A 15,548-nucleotide genomic window follows, 5' to 3' on the forward strand; every position below is an offset into this window, starting at 1 on the left:
CGGCCGAGACGCCAGCGGCCCCGTGGACACGGGAGCCGCTGTGCGCGATGGCTGAACTGGTCGGGCCCTACTTCTGGCCTTGTGCCGCCTTCATGAAGCGGCGCTGGTAGCTGATGACCTGGTTGGTCGAGGTGAAGCGGGCCAGGTAGGCCGGCTCGGCGGTCACCACGACGCGGTCGGCCATGTCGGAGAACTCATCACTGGCCAGCAGGTTGTCGATGTCGGGATAGTTGTGGTCACCTTCCATCGAGCAGATGATCAGCCGGGTGTCGGGCAGATTCGCATTGCGCAGCAACCGGAGGTTGTGGCGCACCGAATCCAGGCCGTCGCTGCCCTCGTCGTCGGTGATGTGGCGGTAGGCGATGATCGTCCGCGCCCGCGCCACGGCCTCCTCCGGATCCAGCCCGGCGTCCGTGCTGGCCAGGTAGTCGGTGGACAGCATGTAGTCGCTCAGTTCGGCGGCAGCATCGACGTCGCCACCGTCAACGCGGGCGAGCAGTGCGACCATCTTCTCCGACTGCATCAGGCGATGCCTGATGAACGAGTTGATGAAGTACGGTCGGGCCTGCAGCGCCAGCTGGGTCTGGTAGCCCTCGAACATCAAGGTGTAGTTGATGCGGAAGCCGGCTTCGGTGAGCTTGAGGGTCAGATTGTGCCCGCGCAGTGCGTCCTCGGTGGCGGGCTGCCAGTAGCGGCGGTCGAGACGGCCGTCGCCGGTGAGCAGCTGGCCGACATTGTCGGCATTGACCGGACCGGTGTGCGGCACCTTGATGACAACACGATCCTGGCCGAGCAGTTCCTTGAAGAAGGTCGCCTCTTCCAGAATCTTGTTGAAATCCGGCTCGAATGGATTGTTGAGTTCCACCGAGATGTCACAGCCCGGACCGAGAATGCGTCCGAGTTCGGCCATCACCTCATCACGAGTGCTGAACTTGTGATCGATGTTCGCCTTGGGATTGTTGATGAACAGGTCGTAGATGATGCCGGGGTTGCAGGTGAGGTTGCCGAGCAGGGGAGCGATCGGGGCGACCTCGTAGGGGTTCGCGGAGTCGGCGGAGTAGATGACAGCAGTCGGGCGCTTGCGTCCGTCGCTGTCATAGCCGATGTCGCGCTTCAGGTTGACGTTCAGTAGGCCGTCGGGCTCCAGCTCGTATTCGAAGCGGAACCCGGCCGGAGTGTGGCCGGGTTCGGCCTTGAAGTAATCACAGATGCGGACGAACTCGTCGGTCACGCCGATGTGGGTCGCGGTCTCGGCGAGCAGCGAGAACTGCAGTTCGTCGATGGGTTGGGCGAGGACGCGGGAAAGGTGGTCACTGACGCCGCGCGCAGGCTCAAGACCGAGCGAACGCAATCGCAGTTGTAGCGGAGGTGTCATCGAGGATTCTCCTAACTTCTGATGGTTGATGTCGCCGTTGCGGGGTTAGTTGGTGGGTTTCAGGGAATAGCCGCGTTCGGTCAGGCCGCGTTCGATGAGGTTGATGGAACGCGTTTGTTTGATGATCAGGTAGCCGAGCGGGATGAAGAGGATCGATATCGCCCAGGCAAGCAAGACGTTGCTGGGGTAGATGAGGACGATGCCCACCAGCACGAGGGTGCCCAGTAGCATCTCCGAATTGCGCCGACCCTTCAACAGCTTGCGGGTGGTCAGTAGATTGTCGACGATCGCGCGCTTCTCTGCGGACGTCTTCCGGCCCGACATGCGATCGTCGAGCTCTTGGTGGTGTTCCTTGTTCTCGCGTACCTGTTGGAAGATCCCCCGCGCAAGATAGCCGGCGGCGAGGATGGCGAATCCGACTGCCCAGATGGTCTGACCGCGACTGGCGAACAGACTCGCCAGGACACCCAGCGAGAAGACCGTCATCAGGTAGATCCCCCAGCGCTGGCTCATACTCTCAACTCCCCGTTGTAGTGTCGTGCCAACTCCACGTTACCGAGTACCGAGCAGTTGTCCACGACCTCGAAGCTGAAGCCGGGGAACTGCTGCTCTTTGAGCTTGATGAACGCGGGCGTGGACAGACCGCCGGTGAGTTTGATGACCGAGTCCATTGGCACTACATCGGCGGCCAGCCTCACCACGTCATAGAGCACTTTGTTCATGGACTTGAGCATGGTGGCGAGCATCTCGTCACGGGTGGCGGCCAATGTCAGGCCATGCCAGGCTGCGGTGCGCTTGTCCAACGACTGGCGATCGCCGGTCAGATAGGGATCGAAAGTCACCTCGCCGTCGGTGGTGTACCGGTCGATGCACGAAGGCAGGTATTCGGTGTTGAACTGCTCGCGGGTCATCTCGCGGCAGAACTGTTCGTAGAACCAGTCGATGCCGAATCCGCCGGCGGTGGTGGCGTAGATCTGCCAGATGCCGGGCAGCGCAGAGTTGCGTAGATAGTAGCCGGGATTGGTGACCGGTTTGTCGATCAGGACCGAGACCATGTCCGAACTGCCGGCGGTGTTCATGATGCGGCCCGCCCGATCGTTGTGGGCACCCATCTGAGCGGCGGCCATGTCATTGGTGCCGACCGCGACCGGAATACCCGCCGGAATGCCCAGCTGTTTCGCAGGAGCGGGCAGCAGCGCGCCGAGTAGTTCACCTGGGTTGCGGATCTCGCTGAACCATTCGTGTTTGAGGTCGAAGGCATCGAGTAGTTCAGCCGACCAGCCGCCCTGGGTCGTCGTTTCGTAGAGCCCCAGCATGGACGCGTTGACCAGGTCGACCATCCACTCGCCGGTGAGGCGATGATGGACATAGGTCGGCAGATGACCGATACGGTGGGTGCGTTCCAGCACTTCCGGCTCGTTCTGCTGCATCCACAGCACCGTCATGATGCCGGCGCCGCCGGCGAACGGATAGATGCCCGCGATCGACAGGTACCGGTCCTTGCCCACCTTCTCGTTGATGTAGTCGGTGATGGAGCGACTGCGGCGGTCCATGTGGGTGATGATGTTCGGGTACGCCAGGGTTCCGTCTTCGGCGATGAAGACCGGCGAGGGGGAGAAGGTGTCGTAGCAAAGGACCCCGATCTGCTCGCGCAATTCGGCGGGCAGCCGTTTGGCGGCCTGGCTCGTGGCATCGAAGAGCACCTCGGGGTCGATCTCGACCTTCTCACCCGGGAGCAGGATGTAGGGGTAATCCTGCTTTTCGGAGGCCAGCACACGGAGATCGTCGTCGAGGATCTCCATTTTCACCGCTGACGTTCCGAAATCGATCGACAGGTAGTACACGGTGGATGGTCCTTTCAGGCCTGGAATGCCGCGAGTTCGGCCAGTCCGGTGTCCAGAGCCGCACGGATCTGGGATTCAGCCTCGGCGCCGATGGGCCGGAGCGGACGTCGCGGCGCACCCGCGCGGTAGCCACGAATGTTCATGGCAGCTTTCAGGCTTGCCACGCCCTGCTTGCCGCCGCCGCTCTTGGCGACGCCTTGCAGTAGCCGGTAGTAACGACGAGCAGCTTCCGGGGAGGCAGTGAAGTAGAGGTCGGTGAGTCGTGCGCATTCGTCCGGCAGGTAGTTGGCCGCCGAGACCACGCCACCGGGCCCGTCGAAGGCCAGGCAGGTCATGATGTTGCTCAGCGAACCCGCCATCACGGCGAAGTCGTCGCGCGACCCGGCGGCCACCATGTACTCGGTCATCATGGTCGGCGAGGTGTCCTTGATGCCCGCGATGTTCGGGTGGTCGGCCAGCTCGGCGAGCACCTTCGGCGGAACAGTCACGCCATTGGCATAGCCCGGCGCCACGTAGAGCAGCACAGGAACCGGGCTGGCGTCGGCCACCGCTGTGTAGAAGTCGGCCAGTGCTGGGCCATCGTCGAGCTTTGCGAAGTAGTTCGGGGTGAGTACGGAGATGTAGTCGATGGCATCGGCCCAGGGCTCCAGCGTGCGGATGAACGCGATCGTGGTGCGGGTGGATTCCCGTCCGGCGCCGACGATCAGGGTTTTGTCGCCCTTGTTCGCGGCTGCGGTCGCGATCACGGTGCGCGACTCATCGTCATCAATGGCCTTGAACTCGCCGTTGGTGCCCAGCACCATGTAGCCGGCCACTGCGGTGGCCCCCCACATGCCGAAGTTGAGCTCGAGAGCGGCGACGTCAACCGCCTCATCGGCGGCGTCGAACGGTGTCGCGACGGGGATGATCACGCCGCGCAGTTGGTGGTTCATAGTGCTCCAAACAGATCGGCCGAAGAACACGACAACAGACGAACAGGCATCCGGACGACCGCTATGTCGTTGTCAGTCCCGGCAACTGGCTTGCATACATGCTATAGGAAAACCCAGAGCCCTGCCAGTTGTGAACGCGCAATTGCCTCATCAAGGGGTCCGCGCCCTGCCAATGGTGGCAGCGGCGCGGATCTCTTGATGCACTTGCGGACCAGGTCTTGGTCAGAAGAAGAACTGGTAGAGGCCGATGAGGCCCATCACTGTCATCAGTACCGAGGAAATGATCAGCAGCACCTGCAGGAACGGCTTCATCCGCAGTTGCTTGGGCAGCACCTTGTATTCGGTGAACAACAGGATGAATCCCCACAGGCCCAGGGCGAAGACGCCGCCCAGGAGGCCCGCGAAGGCGATCACGGTGGTGTAGCTGACGCCGGTGAAGGCCAGGAAGATCGCGACGCCGAGAGTGTAGGTGGCAACGCCCAGCTTCACCTTGACCCAGTTGGCCGGGTTGGCGACGGCCGGGAATGCAGGCGCGAAGGCCTCCCGGAATGTGTAGGGGTACGTCGTGGTCAGCAGGGCCTGTTGCGAGCCCCAGAACACTGCCCACATGGCCACCATGTACAGGTACTTCAGCACGGGATGAATAGTGGTGAAGAACGCGGCTTGTGCGGTCAGGATGTTGTTGTTGCCAGGAACTTCCTGCAGGCCGTCGGTGCCGAGGATGACAACGCCGAGAACCATGAAGGTGATCGCGAAGATGCCGACTGCAGTAAAGGAGCTGACCGAGTCGATCTTGACGGCCTTGACGCCGTGGCCCGACCTCGCCAGGTTCTCCTCGTCCATGGCGATCGGAATGAGCTCGCCCTTGCCCAGCGCCTGCAGTTGCAGGTTGATGTCGGCATTGTCGGCGCGGCCGAGCATGCCCCAGGTCTTCTCGCGGAAGGTGCCGATATAGCCGATGTAGTCGTAGATGCCGCCGCCGAGAGCACCGATGTAGGCCAGAATCTCAACGGGAATGGCGACTGCCGCCACGTCCGGGAACTTCTGCTGGACCCATTCAGGGTATGCGGAGGGGATCTCCGGCAAGAACAGGCCGCGCACCATAGCACCGAGATCGGGCTGCGAGACGATGAGCGCGACGACCGAGAAGAAGACCAACAGACCAACGACGGCCGTCTGCAGGTTCTCGACAAAGCTGAAGTTCTTGACCCACAACGTCACGTAGGCGATGAGGCTCCAGGCGATGCCGGCCCACAGCCAAGGTTCCTGTGAGCCGGTGATGACCCAGGGAGTCCACTGGCTGAGGGCGAGAATGTAGGCGACGCTCCAAGCCGGGAAGCAGACGGCGGCCAGCGTGCCGAAGAAGACAGCCAGCCAGTGCCGGCCGATTCCCCGCTGCCCGACGCCGGGCAGCAGATGACCCATGCGTGCGAAGGGATGCTCGCCGGTGATGACCATGTAGCGCCCGGCGGCGTAGGTGACGGTGGCCTTGAAGATGGCACCGAGGACGAATGTCCACAAGATGGTGTAGCCGAAGACTGCGCCGCCTCGAGTGGCTTGGAAGACCTCGCCATTGCCGATCGTCACAGAAGCCAGGATGAATCCCGGCCCCACGATGCTGGCTAAGTCGAGGAATCGCTTGGAAGCAAGTTTCGGGTCTTGCTCGGGATACCGCAAGGGCTCCAGTATGGGTGTCGTTTCAACCCCAGTACTCATCGGATCGCTCCTTTGTGACCGGGGAGCTGCGCCGGTTGCGACAGCTCCAGAGGCCCGGTGGTCCATCCTTGGCCGCACTGGCCGGAGAACCGCTGGGTGTGGGACGCCGCGCATCGCGCGACGCTGGAGAATGCAGAGTCGTCTGCTTGTGAGTCTTCCGGCACCTGGAACAGGCCCACCGGGGTCGTAGTCCGAATCACTGGCAACGCTGCCTCCTTCATGGGCTACAACTGGTCTCCTGCGTCCAGGTGCAGCGCCTATATGCTACATACAACGCGCCCGTCAGCGCAAGGTCACCCCAGCCCTCCCGGTTCGGCGATTCAAAAAGAGTGTCACTAGGTGATATACGAACTGATCTTGCGCTCGACGGGCCATTTCCGGCGAGCATAGCATCCGTCTGCCCAGCTACTGGTCACGGCTGGCGCAGAAAATCGTATGCAAAAGCACTCACTCAGGGTCGAATCGTGTGAACTTCCTATAGCATTGACTCAATCAACTGGTCACCGACCGACCACTGACTGCTGACCCGCGTGAAGATCAAGGCACCGACGCCGCGCTGGCGTCGGGGCGATGAGGGACCGCAGTCGCTTCAGAAGGGAAGCAACTTCATGGCCATCAACACCATTGCTCTGGTGGGCGCGGGTTACATGGGCGGCGGGATCGCTCAGGTTTTCGCGATCGCTGGGCACCCCGTCATCCTGGCGGACGCCGACGCCGAACTTACGAAAAGGAACCTTGCCCGGCTGATCGCCGAGGCCAAGGACTGGGAAGGGCGGGGCCTTTTCCTGCCCGGCCAGGCTGCACTTGTCGAGAAGCATCTCAGCGCGGCGCCGAGCATCGAGGAAGCTGTTGCCGATGCCGATTACATCCAGGAGGCCGTGCCGGAGAAGCCCGAGATCAAAGACGCCGTGTTGCGACGCATCGAGGCTGCCGCTCGTCCGGACGCGATCATCGCGTCCAATACCTCGACGCTACCGATCGGCGGTCTTGCCAAGTCACTGAACAAGGCCGACCGCTTCCTGGGCGTCCACTTCTCGAACCCATCGCCGTTCATTCCCGGCGTCGAGGTGATCTTGCACGCAGGAACCGACGAGTCACTGGTGCCCGAGGTCGAAGAACTCGTCCGCTCGACCGGGAAGCTGACCGCGCGGCTCAGTGATTCGCCCGGCTTCGTGCTCAACCGCCTGCAGTATGCGCTGCTCAAGGAGGCCATCAGCATCGTCGATGACGGGGTAGCCAGCGCCGAGGACGTCGATATCATCACCCGTACCACCTTCGGATTCCGGCTGCCGTTCTTCGGCCCGTTCGCGATCGCCGACATGGCCGGCCTGGATATCTATCTCGACTGCTTCAAGACCTTTGAGGACAACTTCGGCGAGCGTTTCGCGACGCCCGAAGGGCTCAAGAAACTCGTCGCCGAGGGTCATCTGGGCACCAAGTCGGGTGGCGGCTTCGTGATCCCGGCCGGCGACACCACCGACCTGGTGGCCTACCGCAACACCGCCTACGCACGGCTGCAGCAGCTGCTTGCCGAGCTCGGTGAGGCTCCAGGCGTCAAGTAACACTTTGCCGGACACAGCAAACCTGCCTATCAAGAGGAAGACAGTAGACAATGTCGAAGTACAACCCGGACAATTGGCCGATCGCCTGCCCCATGCTGGTCTTCGGCGGGCTCGACTCGAAAGGCGGTCCCATTCAGGATGCGGATGCCTCCGAATGGCACGCGCAGATGAAGGAGGTCGCCGACCTCGGCTTCACCGAACTGGATCCGCTGGATGTATGGGTGCGAGTCGGCGATCTTTCGCCGCAGCGGTTGGACGAGTTCAAGCAGGCCTTGGCCGACACCGGGCTCACTGTTCCGGGTATCTCCACCTCCCGTAAGTCGGTGGTCGATGCCAGGCGCGGCGACGAGTACCTGGCTTATGGCCACCGGGTCATCGATGCGGCAGTGTCGCTGGGCGCGGAGGTAGTTTCGTTCGGCTTCTTCCAGGCCACTACGCCGGCCCAGAACGCCGCCGTGTGGTTCTGGCTGGCGCAGGGGCACAAGGACTCGGCTGACCCAGCGATCTACGAACTGGCGGTCGACCGCATCCGCGAACTCGCTGTGCATGCCGAATCCGTGGGTATCCAGATCACCTTGGAGATGTATGAGGATACCTATCTGGGAAGCTCGGACGGCTGCGTGAAGTTCGTCACCGATGTCAATCACCCAGCTTGCGGGCTGAACCCCGATCTGGGCAATCTGGTGCGGTTGCATCGTCCCTTGGAGCCGGTGACCGAGGCATTCGAGAAGATGCTGCCGTACACGAACTACTGGCACATCAAGAACTACACTCGCGATTTCGATCCGGCCACCGGAGCCTATGCGACTCATCCGGCTCCACTGCCGGGCGGGTACGTGAACTATCGGCCGATCATCGCCCGGGCCCTCGAACTCGGCTTCGAGATGCCGTTCATGGTGGAGCACTACGGGTCGGATTCGCTGTGGAATCTTGCGCAGTCGCGCGAGTACATCCGTTCGGTGCTGCGGGCCAAGATGGCCTGATCACTGATCAGCGGCAGACGCCCCTCCGGAGATTCCGGAGGGGCGTTTTTCGTCGTCAGTCCAGCGGGGCGGAGGCCGGGAACAGATCGCCGTTCTCGTCGAATTCCAGTTCGGCCGGTTCGGTCAGCTGGGTGAGTGCCGGATTCGCGGCGACCTCGTCCAGCAGGGGTTCGGAAACCCAGATCTCGGCCACATCGAGGGTATCGACGATGCGGACGATACGAGCCTTACTCGGGTCCGGAAGCAAAGTCAGCCGTGTCGCGCATTGCAGCGCCATCTTCTGGTTCGCCATGAACGGGGCGATTCGTGAGCCGGCGATGCCGTTCGATGTCACACCATTGGTGAACATCGCGACGAAGTCGATCTGGTTGAACAGCCGGGCCGTGGTGATGTCGGCCAGGCCGATGCCGGTCGCATTTCCGTGCGATTCGGGCGTCAGATCGAGCACCACGATCTGGTTGACGTTCATTTCGGGATTCTTGACCCCGATCAGCGAGCGCCCGAGCACATTCGGATCCATGCCATCACCGGAGATGTTCTTGCCCATGTAGTCGACGACCAGCACATCGATATCGTGGATCAACAGTTTCGGCAGATGCCGACGCGATTCTTCGAGCAGCGTGGGTTCGGTCTGCTCGATCTTGCCGGTTTCGATCAGCACGACATCGCGGGTCTGATCGAGCGAGTTCTCCAGTACACCGACTCCGAAGATGATGTTGCCCCTCTCGAACATCACCGGCGCGATCGTCTGGATCATCTTGCCCGCCATGTGCAGGCCACGGGAGTGCGCCTGCAGAGCGCCGCGGTGCTTGCCGACGCCGATGGCGGCCATCTTCATCAGGCCCGACTCGATCGGCCCGACGATATCGGTGTGCGCCTTGATCCGGTTGCACAAGATCAATCCGTCGCAGGCCAGCGCATCGGAGGAGAAGAGCACCTTCAGCCCGTCCACCTCGCCCAGCTCGGTGACGTCGAGGCTGGAGATGATCTCGCAGCCGGTCGCCTCCGGGGTGAAACCCATGCCGAGCAGCATCTGCCGCTGTCCATCGGCCGTGGCCCCGCCATGGCTGCCCATGGCGGGGATGATCACCGCAGAGGCACCCTTCGACTTCACCCAATCGGCCAGCGTGCGAACGATCAGCGGCATATTCGCGATGCCGCGGCTGCCGACCGTGATCCCGATCCGCTGCCCGGGCTTGACGGTATCGGCGAACTCCGGTTCGGCGAGTTGCTCATTGATGCGTCCCGCAACGTCGTCGAGCCGCGGGGCCTGCAGATCCTGATGAACCCTGGCGAACCGAGGCAGTGCGATGTCGTCAAGAATCAGATTGAGTGAGTTCGTCACAGGTTTCTCCTACAGGTCAGTTCGTCTCGGACGCGAATAGATCCGCATCGCCCAGAGCCCGCATCAGCATGCAGAATGATGTTGCTCCCGGGTCGGGCACGCCCAGAGATTTTTCACCGAGCACACGCGAGCGCCCGAGCTTCGACACGAAATCCGCGGTCCGGTCTGCGGCGCTCTGCGCAGCGGTGGTTGCCTGCTGCCAGGCTTCGGCCAGTGGGACGCCTTCGGCCTGCTTGGCACTGAGGGTGTCGGCGAAGGGAATGAGCGCGTCCACCATCGTCTTGTCGCCGACCGTAGCGCCGCCCAGCCGCTGCACCGCGTCGACCGCGTCGCGCACCCCGGTCACGATGGCCTGCGGTGACGCCGGGGTCTCATCGCCCAGCGCCCTGCCGAAGGCGGTCAGTATGGCGCCCCACAGCGCTCCGGACGTGCCGCCCGCACTTTCGGACCACTGGGCGCCGGCACGCACCAGCAAGGTGCCCGCGCCGGCACCTGCCTCGGCCGCCCGATGGGCGGCCTCCACGGCGCCGGTAGCGCCGTAGCGCATGCCCTGGCCATGATCGCCGTCCCCGGCGATCGCATCCAACTTGCCCAACTCGGCTTCGTTGTCGATCGTCACCTGCTTGATGACCTCCAGCCCCTTCACCACCTGGGCCGCCAGCGCCTGGGAGGCTTCGCTGCCCGGGGTGATCGGAGTCTCGGCCTGGTCGGTGTCATCGCTGACCTGGCGTTCGGCTCGCTCGGCGACCGCGCCGCGTCGCAGCGCGATGGTATCGACCGGATCGCACCACAACTCCTCCAGCTCATCGTCGAGGAAGGTGATGGTCAGTGAGATGCCGGCCATGTCCAGGCTGGTCATCAGTTCGCCGACCTCCGGCAGCACCGGGGTGACACCCGCGTCGGTCAGCCGCTCGGCGACTCGGTTCCAGACCACATAGAGCTCTTCGCACTTGACCGTGCCGAGCCCGTTCAGCAGGACGATCGCCCTACCGGAGTAGCCCTCGGTACCGATCTCCAAAGCTTCCGCCATGACGCCATCCACCAGCAGATCGGCGATCTGGCTCGCGGTGCCCATCGGCACCTCGTAGACTCCCGGCTCTCCGTGCACGCCCAGCCCGACCGACATCTGACCGGCGGGGACATGGAACAGCGGCTCCGCGGCGCCCGGCAGCGTGCAGCCGTCGAAGGCCACGCCGAGCGAGCGGGTGCGATCATTGGCTCGCCAGGCGAGTTCGGTGACCTCGTCGATGGTGTGGCCGCGCTCGGCGGCGGCGCCGGCAATCTTGAAGACGACCACATCGCCGGCCACGCCGCGGCGTTTGCGGGTGTCATCGCGAGGTCCGGAGGCCACGTCGTCGGAGACCTCGATGGTGCGCACGTCGTAGCCCTCGGCGCGCAGACGTTCGGCGGCCTGGCCGAAATGCAGCACATCGCCGGCGTAGTTGCCATAGGTGATGATGATGCCGCCACCGTTGTCGGCGGCCTTCGCGACGGAGTAGGCCTGGGAGGCAGACGGTGAGGCGAAGATATTGCCACAGACCGCGCCATGGGCCATGCCGGGCCCGACCCAGCCTGCGAAGGCGGGAAAGTGACCGGAACCGCCACCGACGATCACCGCCACCTGGCCGTCGGGGCTGGCGGTGGCGCGCACGACACCGCCATGCACTGCCTTCACATACTGCGGGTAGGCCGTCGCCATCCCGGACACAGCTTCGAGCGCGAAGTTGGACGGATCGTTGAACACACGAGTCATCGACGACTCCTCAGATACGGACGCGGCCTGCGTCTGGGTAAATGGTTACTCGGTTCGGTATTCGCTTCTACGGGAATCCCGGGCAGCCGGCCAGACTCGGACCGGCCGTGCTGGGCACTGAATATCATACACGATCCATGGCTTGCGGTGCCGCAGCGGCCGCCGGTCAGGGTGGCCGGGCAGCGCAACGGGCCGCCGCCCGCAAGGGCAACGACCCGTCGTCGCTATATGGAGTGGCGCAGTTCGCGGCTCCTTAGAACGCGCTCACTCGCCGGAAGATGCTCTCGGCATCGATGCCCGCATTGGCCAGTAGGCCGTCGTAGGGGCCGGCGGGCTGGTAGGCGTGCGGCACGCCGATCGGCAGCAGCCTGGCGGGTTGTTCGCGGCAGAGCAGTTCGGCGACGGCACCGGCCAGGCCACCGGTCTCGTAGTGCTCTTCGACAGTGACCACCGCACCGGTGCGCGCTGCCGAAGCACAGATGAGTTCGGCGTCCAGGTGCGAGGGCGTCGGCATGCCGATCAGATCGACCGAGATATCGGCCGCGGCGAGCTGCTCGACCGCGGCGACGGTCTGCACCGATTCGTAGCCCGTGGTGATGATGGTGACATCCGAGCCGTCACGCAGGTGGCGGCCCTTGCCGATCTCGACGGGTTCCTCGGGGAACAGATCCGGCAGGCCCTGGGCGCCGATCCGCATGTAGGTCGGTCCGACGTGGTCGAGCATCGCGGCCACGCAGCTGCGGATCTCACCGGGATCGCTGGGGGCGAAGACCACCAGGCCGGGGATCATGCGCATGATGGCGTAATCCTCGAGGGAGTGGTGGGTAGCCCCCAGATCCGCATAGGTGAATCCGCCGTTGCGTCCGACGATCTTGGCGTTCTGGCCCATGTAGCCCAGGTCGTTGCGCACCATTTCGTAGCTGCGCGACGTCACGAACGGGGCGATGGCGGCGAAGACGGGAATCAATCCCGTGGTGGCCAGACCGGAGGCGATACCGGTGACGCCCTGCTCCATGATGCCGAATTCGAAGTAGCGCTCGGGATAGGCCTTGGCGAAATCGCCGAAGCCCGAACTCTTGCCGGAGTCTGCCGACAGCACCACGATGCGGTCGTTGTCCGCGGCAATGGCGGTCACCGCGCGTCCGAATTCCTTGCGGGGGTCGGTCAGCTGACTCATCGGGTCACCTTCTGTTCGCATTCGGCGATCTTCGCGTCCAGTTCCGTGATCGCCTGCTCCAGCTCGCCCTCGGCGGGCTTCCAGTAGTGATAGGCCAGCGTGTCCTCGGCGAAGCTGATGCCCTTGGCCTTGGTGGTGTGAGCGACGATCACGCTCGGCTTGCCCGGCGTGAACGGTGCGGTGTCCAGCGCGGCGAGGATCTCGGTCATGTCGTTGCCGTTGATCTCGCGGGCCGCCCACCCGAAGGCCTCGAACTTGCCGGCGATCGGAGCCATGTTCATGACCTGGGCGACGGGTCCTGAGATCTGCAGGCCGTTGTTGTCGACGATCGCGATGAGATTGTCGACCTTGTGGTGAGCTGCCGCGGCGGCGGCCTCCCAGTTGGAGCCCTCCGGAAGCTCGCCATCGCCCATTACCGTGAAGACTCGGGCCGTCGTCCCGGCCAGCCGCAGGCCGAGCGCCGCACCGACCGATATCGACAGGCCATGACCCAGCGCACCAGTGTTGCCCTCCACACCTGGCAGCTTGTGCATGTCCGGATGTCCGCCCAGGGCGGTCATCATGGCGCCGTAGGTCTGGAGCAGTGCCGGATCGAAGTAGCCGCGTTCGGCGAGCACTCCGTACTGGCCCATGGCCTTGTGTCCGGCACTCAGCAGGAAACGGTCACGTTCAGGCCAATCCGGGCGAGCCGGATCGACGTTCATGATGTCGAAGTACAGCGCCGTGATGAGGTCGATCGCCGACATGGCACCGCCCAGATGGCCGGAATGACCGGTTTCGATCATCCGGACGACATTGCGGCGGGCTCGGGCAGCATGCAGTTCGAGTTCGGCTACCCGATCGCTCACAGCTGCTCGGCCTCAATCTCCACCACGCGGGCGACCTTGACACCACTGCGCGAATTGGGATCGAAGGTGTTGGCAAGATAGAGCTCGAGCAGCACCTTCGCGGTTTCGACGCCGGTTGTCTGGGCGCCCATGGCGATCATGTTCGCATTGTTGCTCAGCGTGGCGCGCTGAGCCGAGTACGGGTCTGCGATCAGTGCGCAGTAGGCGCCCTTGACCTTGTTCGCCGCCAACGAGACACCGATGCCGGTACCGCAGACCACCACACCGCGGTCGTACTTGCCCTCGGCGACCGCGTGCGCCACGTCAGCTGCGACATTGGCATAGATCGGGTCATCCGAGCCGAAATCGGTCACCTCATGACCGAGTGATTCGGCCTTGGCGATGAGTGCCTTCTTGAGCTCTGCCGCGTTGGGATCACAGCCGAATGCGAGCTTCATGGATCTTCCTCTCCCGTGAAGATGATGAGCGGTGGCGGGCAAACCCGTGCGCCGCATTACCTCTAAGATATATGATCGAGCGCAGGCATGCAGCCGATGGGTTGTCCGTGACGATACCCCTGCGCGAGGCTGCCAGCCTGTTCGCTACGTCATCTTTTCGCTGCCTGCAGTGGTGCGGGCGCCGTCCCAAGGAGGAATCGAATGTCGGAAACTGGAAACCCGTTTCCCGAGCAGCGCACTGCAGTGGTCACCGGGTGTGGTGCCCCGGCCGGTATCGGACGCCACGTCGCCCGCAGGCTGGCGTTGTCCGGGTACAACATCGCGGCTGTCGACATCAACCCCGCGGTAGCGGACTTCGCCGCTGAACTTGCCGCGGAGTTCACCGAACAGAAGACCATCGGTGTGGTGTGCAATATCGCTGACGAGGCCTCGGTCAACGCCGCCTGGCAGCGTATCGATGCCGAACTGCCGCAGGTCGTGGGCCTGGCCAATGTCGCCGGGATCGCGTGTCCCACTCCGCTGCTCGAACTGACCGTGGACGAGTTCGACAAGGTGATGGGCGTCAACGCACGCGGCACGATGCTCATGATGCAGTACGGTGCTCGGCGGATGATCCAGGCCGGGGTCGGCCGGATCGCCAACTTCTCGTCCATCACCGCCTATGACGGCGGCGGTACGTTCAGCAAGATCGCCTATGCGGCCGGCAAGGCAGCGGTCATCGGGCTCACCCGCGGCGGTGCCCGCGAACTCGGTCAGTACGGCATCACCACCAACTGCATCTGTCCGGGACCGATCGACACCGAGATCATGGGCGGCAAGCTGACCGACGAGCGCAAAGCATCGATGTCGTCCAACATTCCGCTCGGTCGTGTCGGTCAGCCGAGCGAGATCGCCGACGTCGTCGACTTCCTGCTGTCGCAAGGCGCCAGCTTCGTCAACGGTGCGACGTTCAATGTCGATGGCGGCAAACACATGAAGTGATGGCTGCCTCCGATGGTCGGTCCGGGCTGCGGCCCCGGGCCGGCGGGCTCAGCCGATGATGCGGCCGGCCAGGTAGTCGTTGCCGACGCTTTGCTGGATGTCGATGACCCGGCGCACATAGGGCGCGGCGGCCTGCTCCAGGGTTCTGCCCAGCAGCGGCACCGTGATGACGAAGTCAGCCAGATAGTCGACGATGCTGAGCCCGCTTTCGGAAACCAGGTGCGCGGTTCCACCCATCGAGGCCGGCATTCCCGGAGTCACCACGGTGATGCGCCCGTTGCTGGTGCCGTCGTCGGCGAGCGGGTTCCATGAGATGGTGAGGTCGATTTCCATCGTGGAACCGGTGAACCGCTGCGCTCGCGCCGGGGCCGGCAGCGCGGCCCGCATATGGCTGCCTGCCGAATCCACCGAGGCGGCCCATTCGGCTGCGCCCGCACGGCGGGCGACCTCGGTAAGCCAGAGTTCGTCAGCCATCATGGCGAGGATCCGGTCGGGGCTGGCGGAGTAGTTGTGTCGAGCGCTGATCTGCATGGCCACTATTGTGGCCCACTTCGCCCACCTGCCGAAGTCACGTTTTACGATGCGCCGGGGCCAT

Annotated in this window: 14 protein-coding genes; 3 read left to right on the forward strand and 11 right to left on the reverse strand. The window is 63.7% G+C overall.

The window, feature by feature from the left end; all coding sequences use genetic code 11:
* Positions 1-67: 67 nt before the first annotated feature.
* From QUE25_RS13640 to QUE25_RS13660, 5 genes are all read right to left on the reverse strand, one after another.
* On the reverse strand, positions 68-1,375 hold the full coding sequence (locus QUE25_RS13640; protein WP_286265913.1) for a transaldolase family protein: 1,308 nt from the start codon (positions 1,373-1,375) through the stop codon (positions 68-70).
* 45 nt (positions 1,376-1,420) lie between these two features.
* Positions 1,421-1,888, reverse strand: a complete 468-nt coding sequence (locus tag QUE25_RS13645) for a hypothetical protein (RefSeq protein WP_286265915.1) — start codon at positions 1,886-1,888, stop codon at positions 1,421-1,423.
* Positions 1,885-3,219 (reverse strand): FGGY-family carbohydrate kinase, encoded by a 1,335-nt coding sequence (locus tag QUE25_RS13650; protein WP_286265917.1) that lies wholly within the window; start codon positions 3,217-3,219, stop codon positions 1,885-1,887. Before QUE25_RS13650 ends, QUE25_RS13645 begins: the two co-directional genes overlap by 4 nt.
* A 14-nt stretch (positions 3,220-3,233) precedes the next feature.
* Positions 3,234-4,151, reverse strand: a complete 918-nt coding sequence (locus QUE25_RS13655; RefSeq protein WP_286265919.1) for a dihydrodipicolinate synthase family protein — start codon at positions 4,149-4,151, stop codon at positions 3,234-3,236.
* A gap of 222 nt (positions 4,152-4,373) precedes the next feature.
* Positions 4,374-5,867 (reverse strand): Nramp family divalent metal transporter, encoded by a 1,494-nt coding sequence (locus QUE25_RS13660; protein ID WP_286265922.1) that lies wholly within the window; start codon positions 5,865-5,867, stop codon positions 4,374-4,376.
* 608 nt (positions 5,868-6,475) lie between these two features.
* On the opposite strand from QUE25_RS13660, the gene QUE25_RS13665 reads away from it, so the two are divergent.
* On the forward strand, positions 6,476-7,429 hold the full coding sequence (locus QUE25_RS13665; RefSeq protein WP_286265925.1) for a 3-hydroxyacyl-CoA dehydrogenase family protein: 954 nt from the start codon (positions 6,476-6,478) through the stop codon (positions 7,427-7,429).
* Positions 7,430-7,479: 50 nt separating this feature from the next.
* Positions 7,480-8,412, forward strand: coding sequence for a sugar phosphate isomerase/epimerase family protein (locus QUE25_RS13670; protein WP_286265927.1), 933 nt, complete (start codon positions 7,480-7,482; stop codon positions 8,410-8,412).
* Positions 8,413-8,467: 55 nt separating this feature from the next.
* On the opposite strand, the gene QUE25_RS13675 is transcribed toward QUE25_RS13670, so the two are convergent.
* From QUE25_RS13675 to QUE25_RS13695, 5 genes are all read right to left on the reverse strand, one after another.
* Complete coding sequence (locus tag QUE25_RS13675) at positions 8,468-9,757, reverse strand: nickel pincer cofactor-dependent isomerase, group 22 (protein ID WP_286265929.1); 1,290 nt, start codon at positions 9,755-9,757, stop codon at positions 8,468-8,470.
* 16 nt (positions 9,758-9,773) lie between these two features.
* The gene (locus tag QUE25_RS13680; RefSeq protein ID WP_286265931.1) at positions 9,774-11,510 is read right to left on the reverse strand and encodes a dihydroxyacetone kinase family protein; all 1,737 of its coding nucleotides are present in this window, start codon (positions 11,508-11,510) and stop codon (positions 9,774-9,776) included.
* Between the two features lie 253 nt (positions 11,511-11,763).
* Positions 11,764-12,687 carry a transketolase family protein gene (locus QUE25_RS13685; RefSeq protein WP_286265934.1) on the reverse strand — a complete coding sequence of 308 codons (924 nt, stop codon included), beginning with the start codon at positions 12,685-12,687 and terminating at the stop codon, positions 11,764-11,766.
* Positions 12,684-13,535, reverse strand: coding sequence for a transketolase (locus QUE25_RS13690; RefSeq protein WP_286265937.1), 852 nt, complete (start codon positions 13,533-13,535; stop codon positions 12,684-12,686). Before QUE25_RS13690 ends, QUE25_RS13685 begins: the two co-directional genes overlap by 4 nt.
* Positions 13,532-13,972: an RpiB/LacA/LacB family sugar-phosphate isomerase gene (locus QUE25_RS13695; protein ID WP_286265939.1), complete on the reverse strand. Its 441-nt coding sequence runs from the start codon at positions 13,970-13,972 to the stop codon at positions 13,532-13,534. The genes QUE25_RS13690 and QUE25_RS13695 overlap by 4 nt, the downstream gene beginning before the upstream one ends.
* A gap of 201 nt (positions 13,973-14,173) precedes the next feature.
* On the opposite strand from QUE25_RS13695, the gene QUE25_RS13700 reads away from it, so the two are divergent.
* A complete protein-coding gene (locus tag QUE25_RS13700; RefSeq protein WP_286265942.1) occupies positions 14,174-14,953 on the forward strand; it encodes an SDR family NAD(P)-dependent oxidoreductase in 780 nt (259 codons plus the stop codon).
* A gap of 48 nt (positions 14,954-15,001) precedes the next feature.
* Here QUE25_RS13700 and QUE25_RS13705 read toward each other — a convergent pair whose 3' ends face one another.
* A complete protein-coding gene (locus QUE25_RS13705; RefSeq protein WP_286265945.1) occupies positions 15,002-15,484 on the reverse strand; it encodes a DUF2505 domain-containing protein in 483 nt (160 codons plus the stop codon).
* Between the last annotated feature and the right edge of the window lie 64 nt (positions 15,485-15,548).

The sequence above is a fragment of the Brooklawnia propionicigenes genome (assembly GCF_030297015.1).
Taxonomy (GTDB): domain Bacteria; phylum Actinomycetota; class Actinomycetes; order Propionibacteriales; family Propionibacteriaceae; genus Brooklawnia; species Brooklawnia propionicigenes.

What these genes read in the sequence shown, in the direction of transcription:
- QUE25_RS13640 (WP_286265913.1), bottom strand. Translation starts at nt 1,375, where the DNA reads ATGACACCTCCGCTACAACTGCGATTGCGTTCGCTCGGTCTTGAGCCT.
- QUE25_RS13645 (WP_286265915.1), bottom strand. Translation starts at nt 1,888, where the DNA reads ATGAGCCAGCGCTGGGGGATCTACCTGATGACGGTCTTCTCGCTGGGT.
- QUE25_RS13655 (WP_286265919.1), bottom strand. Translation starts at nt 4,151, where the DNA reads ATGAACCACCAACTGCGCGGCGTGATCATCCCCGTCGCGACACCGTTC.
- QUE25_RS13660 (WP_286265922.1), bottom strand. Translation starts at nt 5,867, where the DNA reads ATGAGTACTGGGGTTGAAACGACACCCATACTGGAGCCCTTGCGGTAT.
- QUE25_RS13665 (WP_286265925.1), top strand. Translation starts at nt 6,476, where the DNA reads ATGGCCATCAACACCATTGCTCTGGTGGGCGCGGGTTACATGGGCGGC.
- QUE25_RS13670 (WP_286265927.1), top strand. Translation starts at nt 7,480, where the DNA reads ATGTCGAAGTACAACCCGGACAATTGGCCGATCGCCTGCCCCATGCTG.
- QUE25_RS13680 (WP_286265931.1), bottom strand. Translation starts at nt 11,510, where the DNA reads ATGACTCGTGTGTTCAACGATCCGTCCAACTTCGCGCTCGAAGCTGTG.
- QUE25_RS13685 (WP_286265934.1), bottom strand. Translation starts at nt 12,687, where the DNA reads ATGAGTCAGCTGACCGACCCCCGCAAGGAATTCGGACGCGCGGTGACC.
- QUE25_RS13695 (WP_286265939.1), bottom strand. Translation starts at nt 13,972, where the DNA reads ATGAAGCTCGCATTCGGCTGTGATCCCAACGCGGCAGAGCTCAAGAAG.
- QUE25_RS13700 (WP_286265942.1), top strand. Translation starts at nt 14,174, where the DNA reads ATGTCGGAAACTGGAAACCCGTTTCCCGAGCAGCGCACTGCAGTGGTC.
- QUE25_RS13705 (WP_286265945.1), bottom strand. Translation starts at nt 15,484, where the DNA reads ATGCAGATCAGCGCTCGACACAACTACTCCGCCAGCCCCGACCGGATC.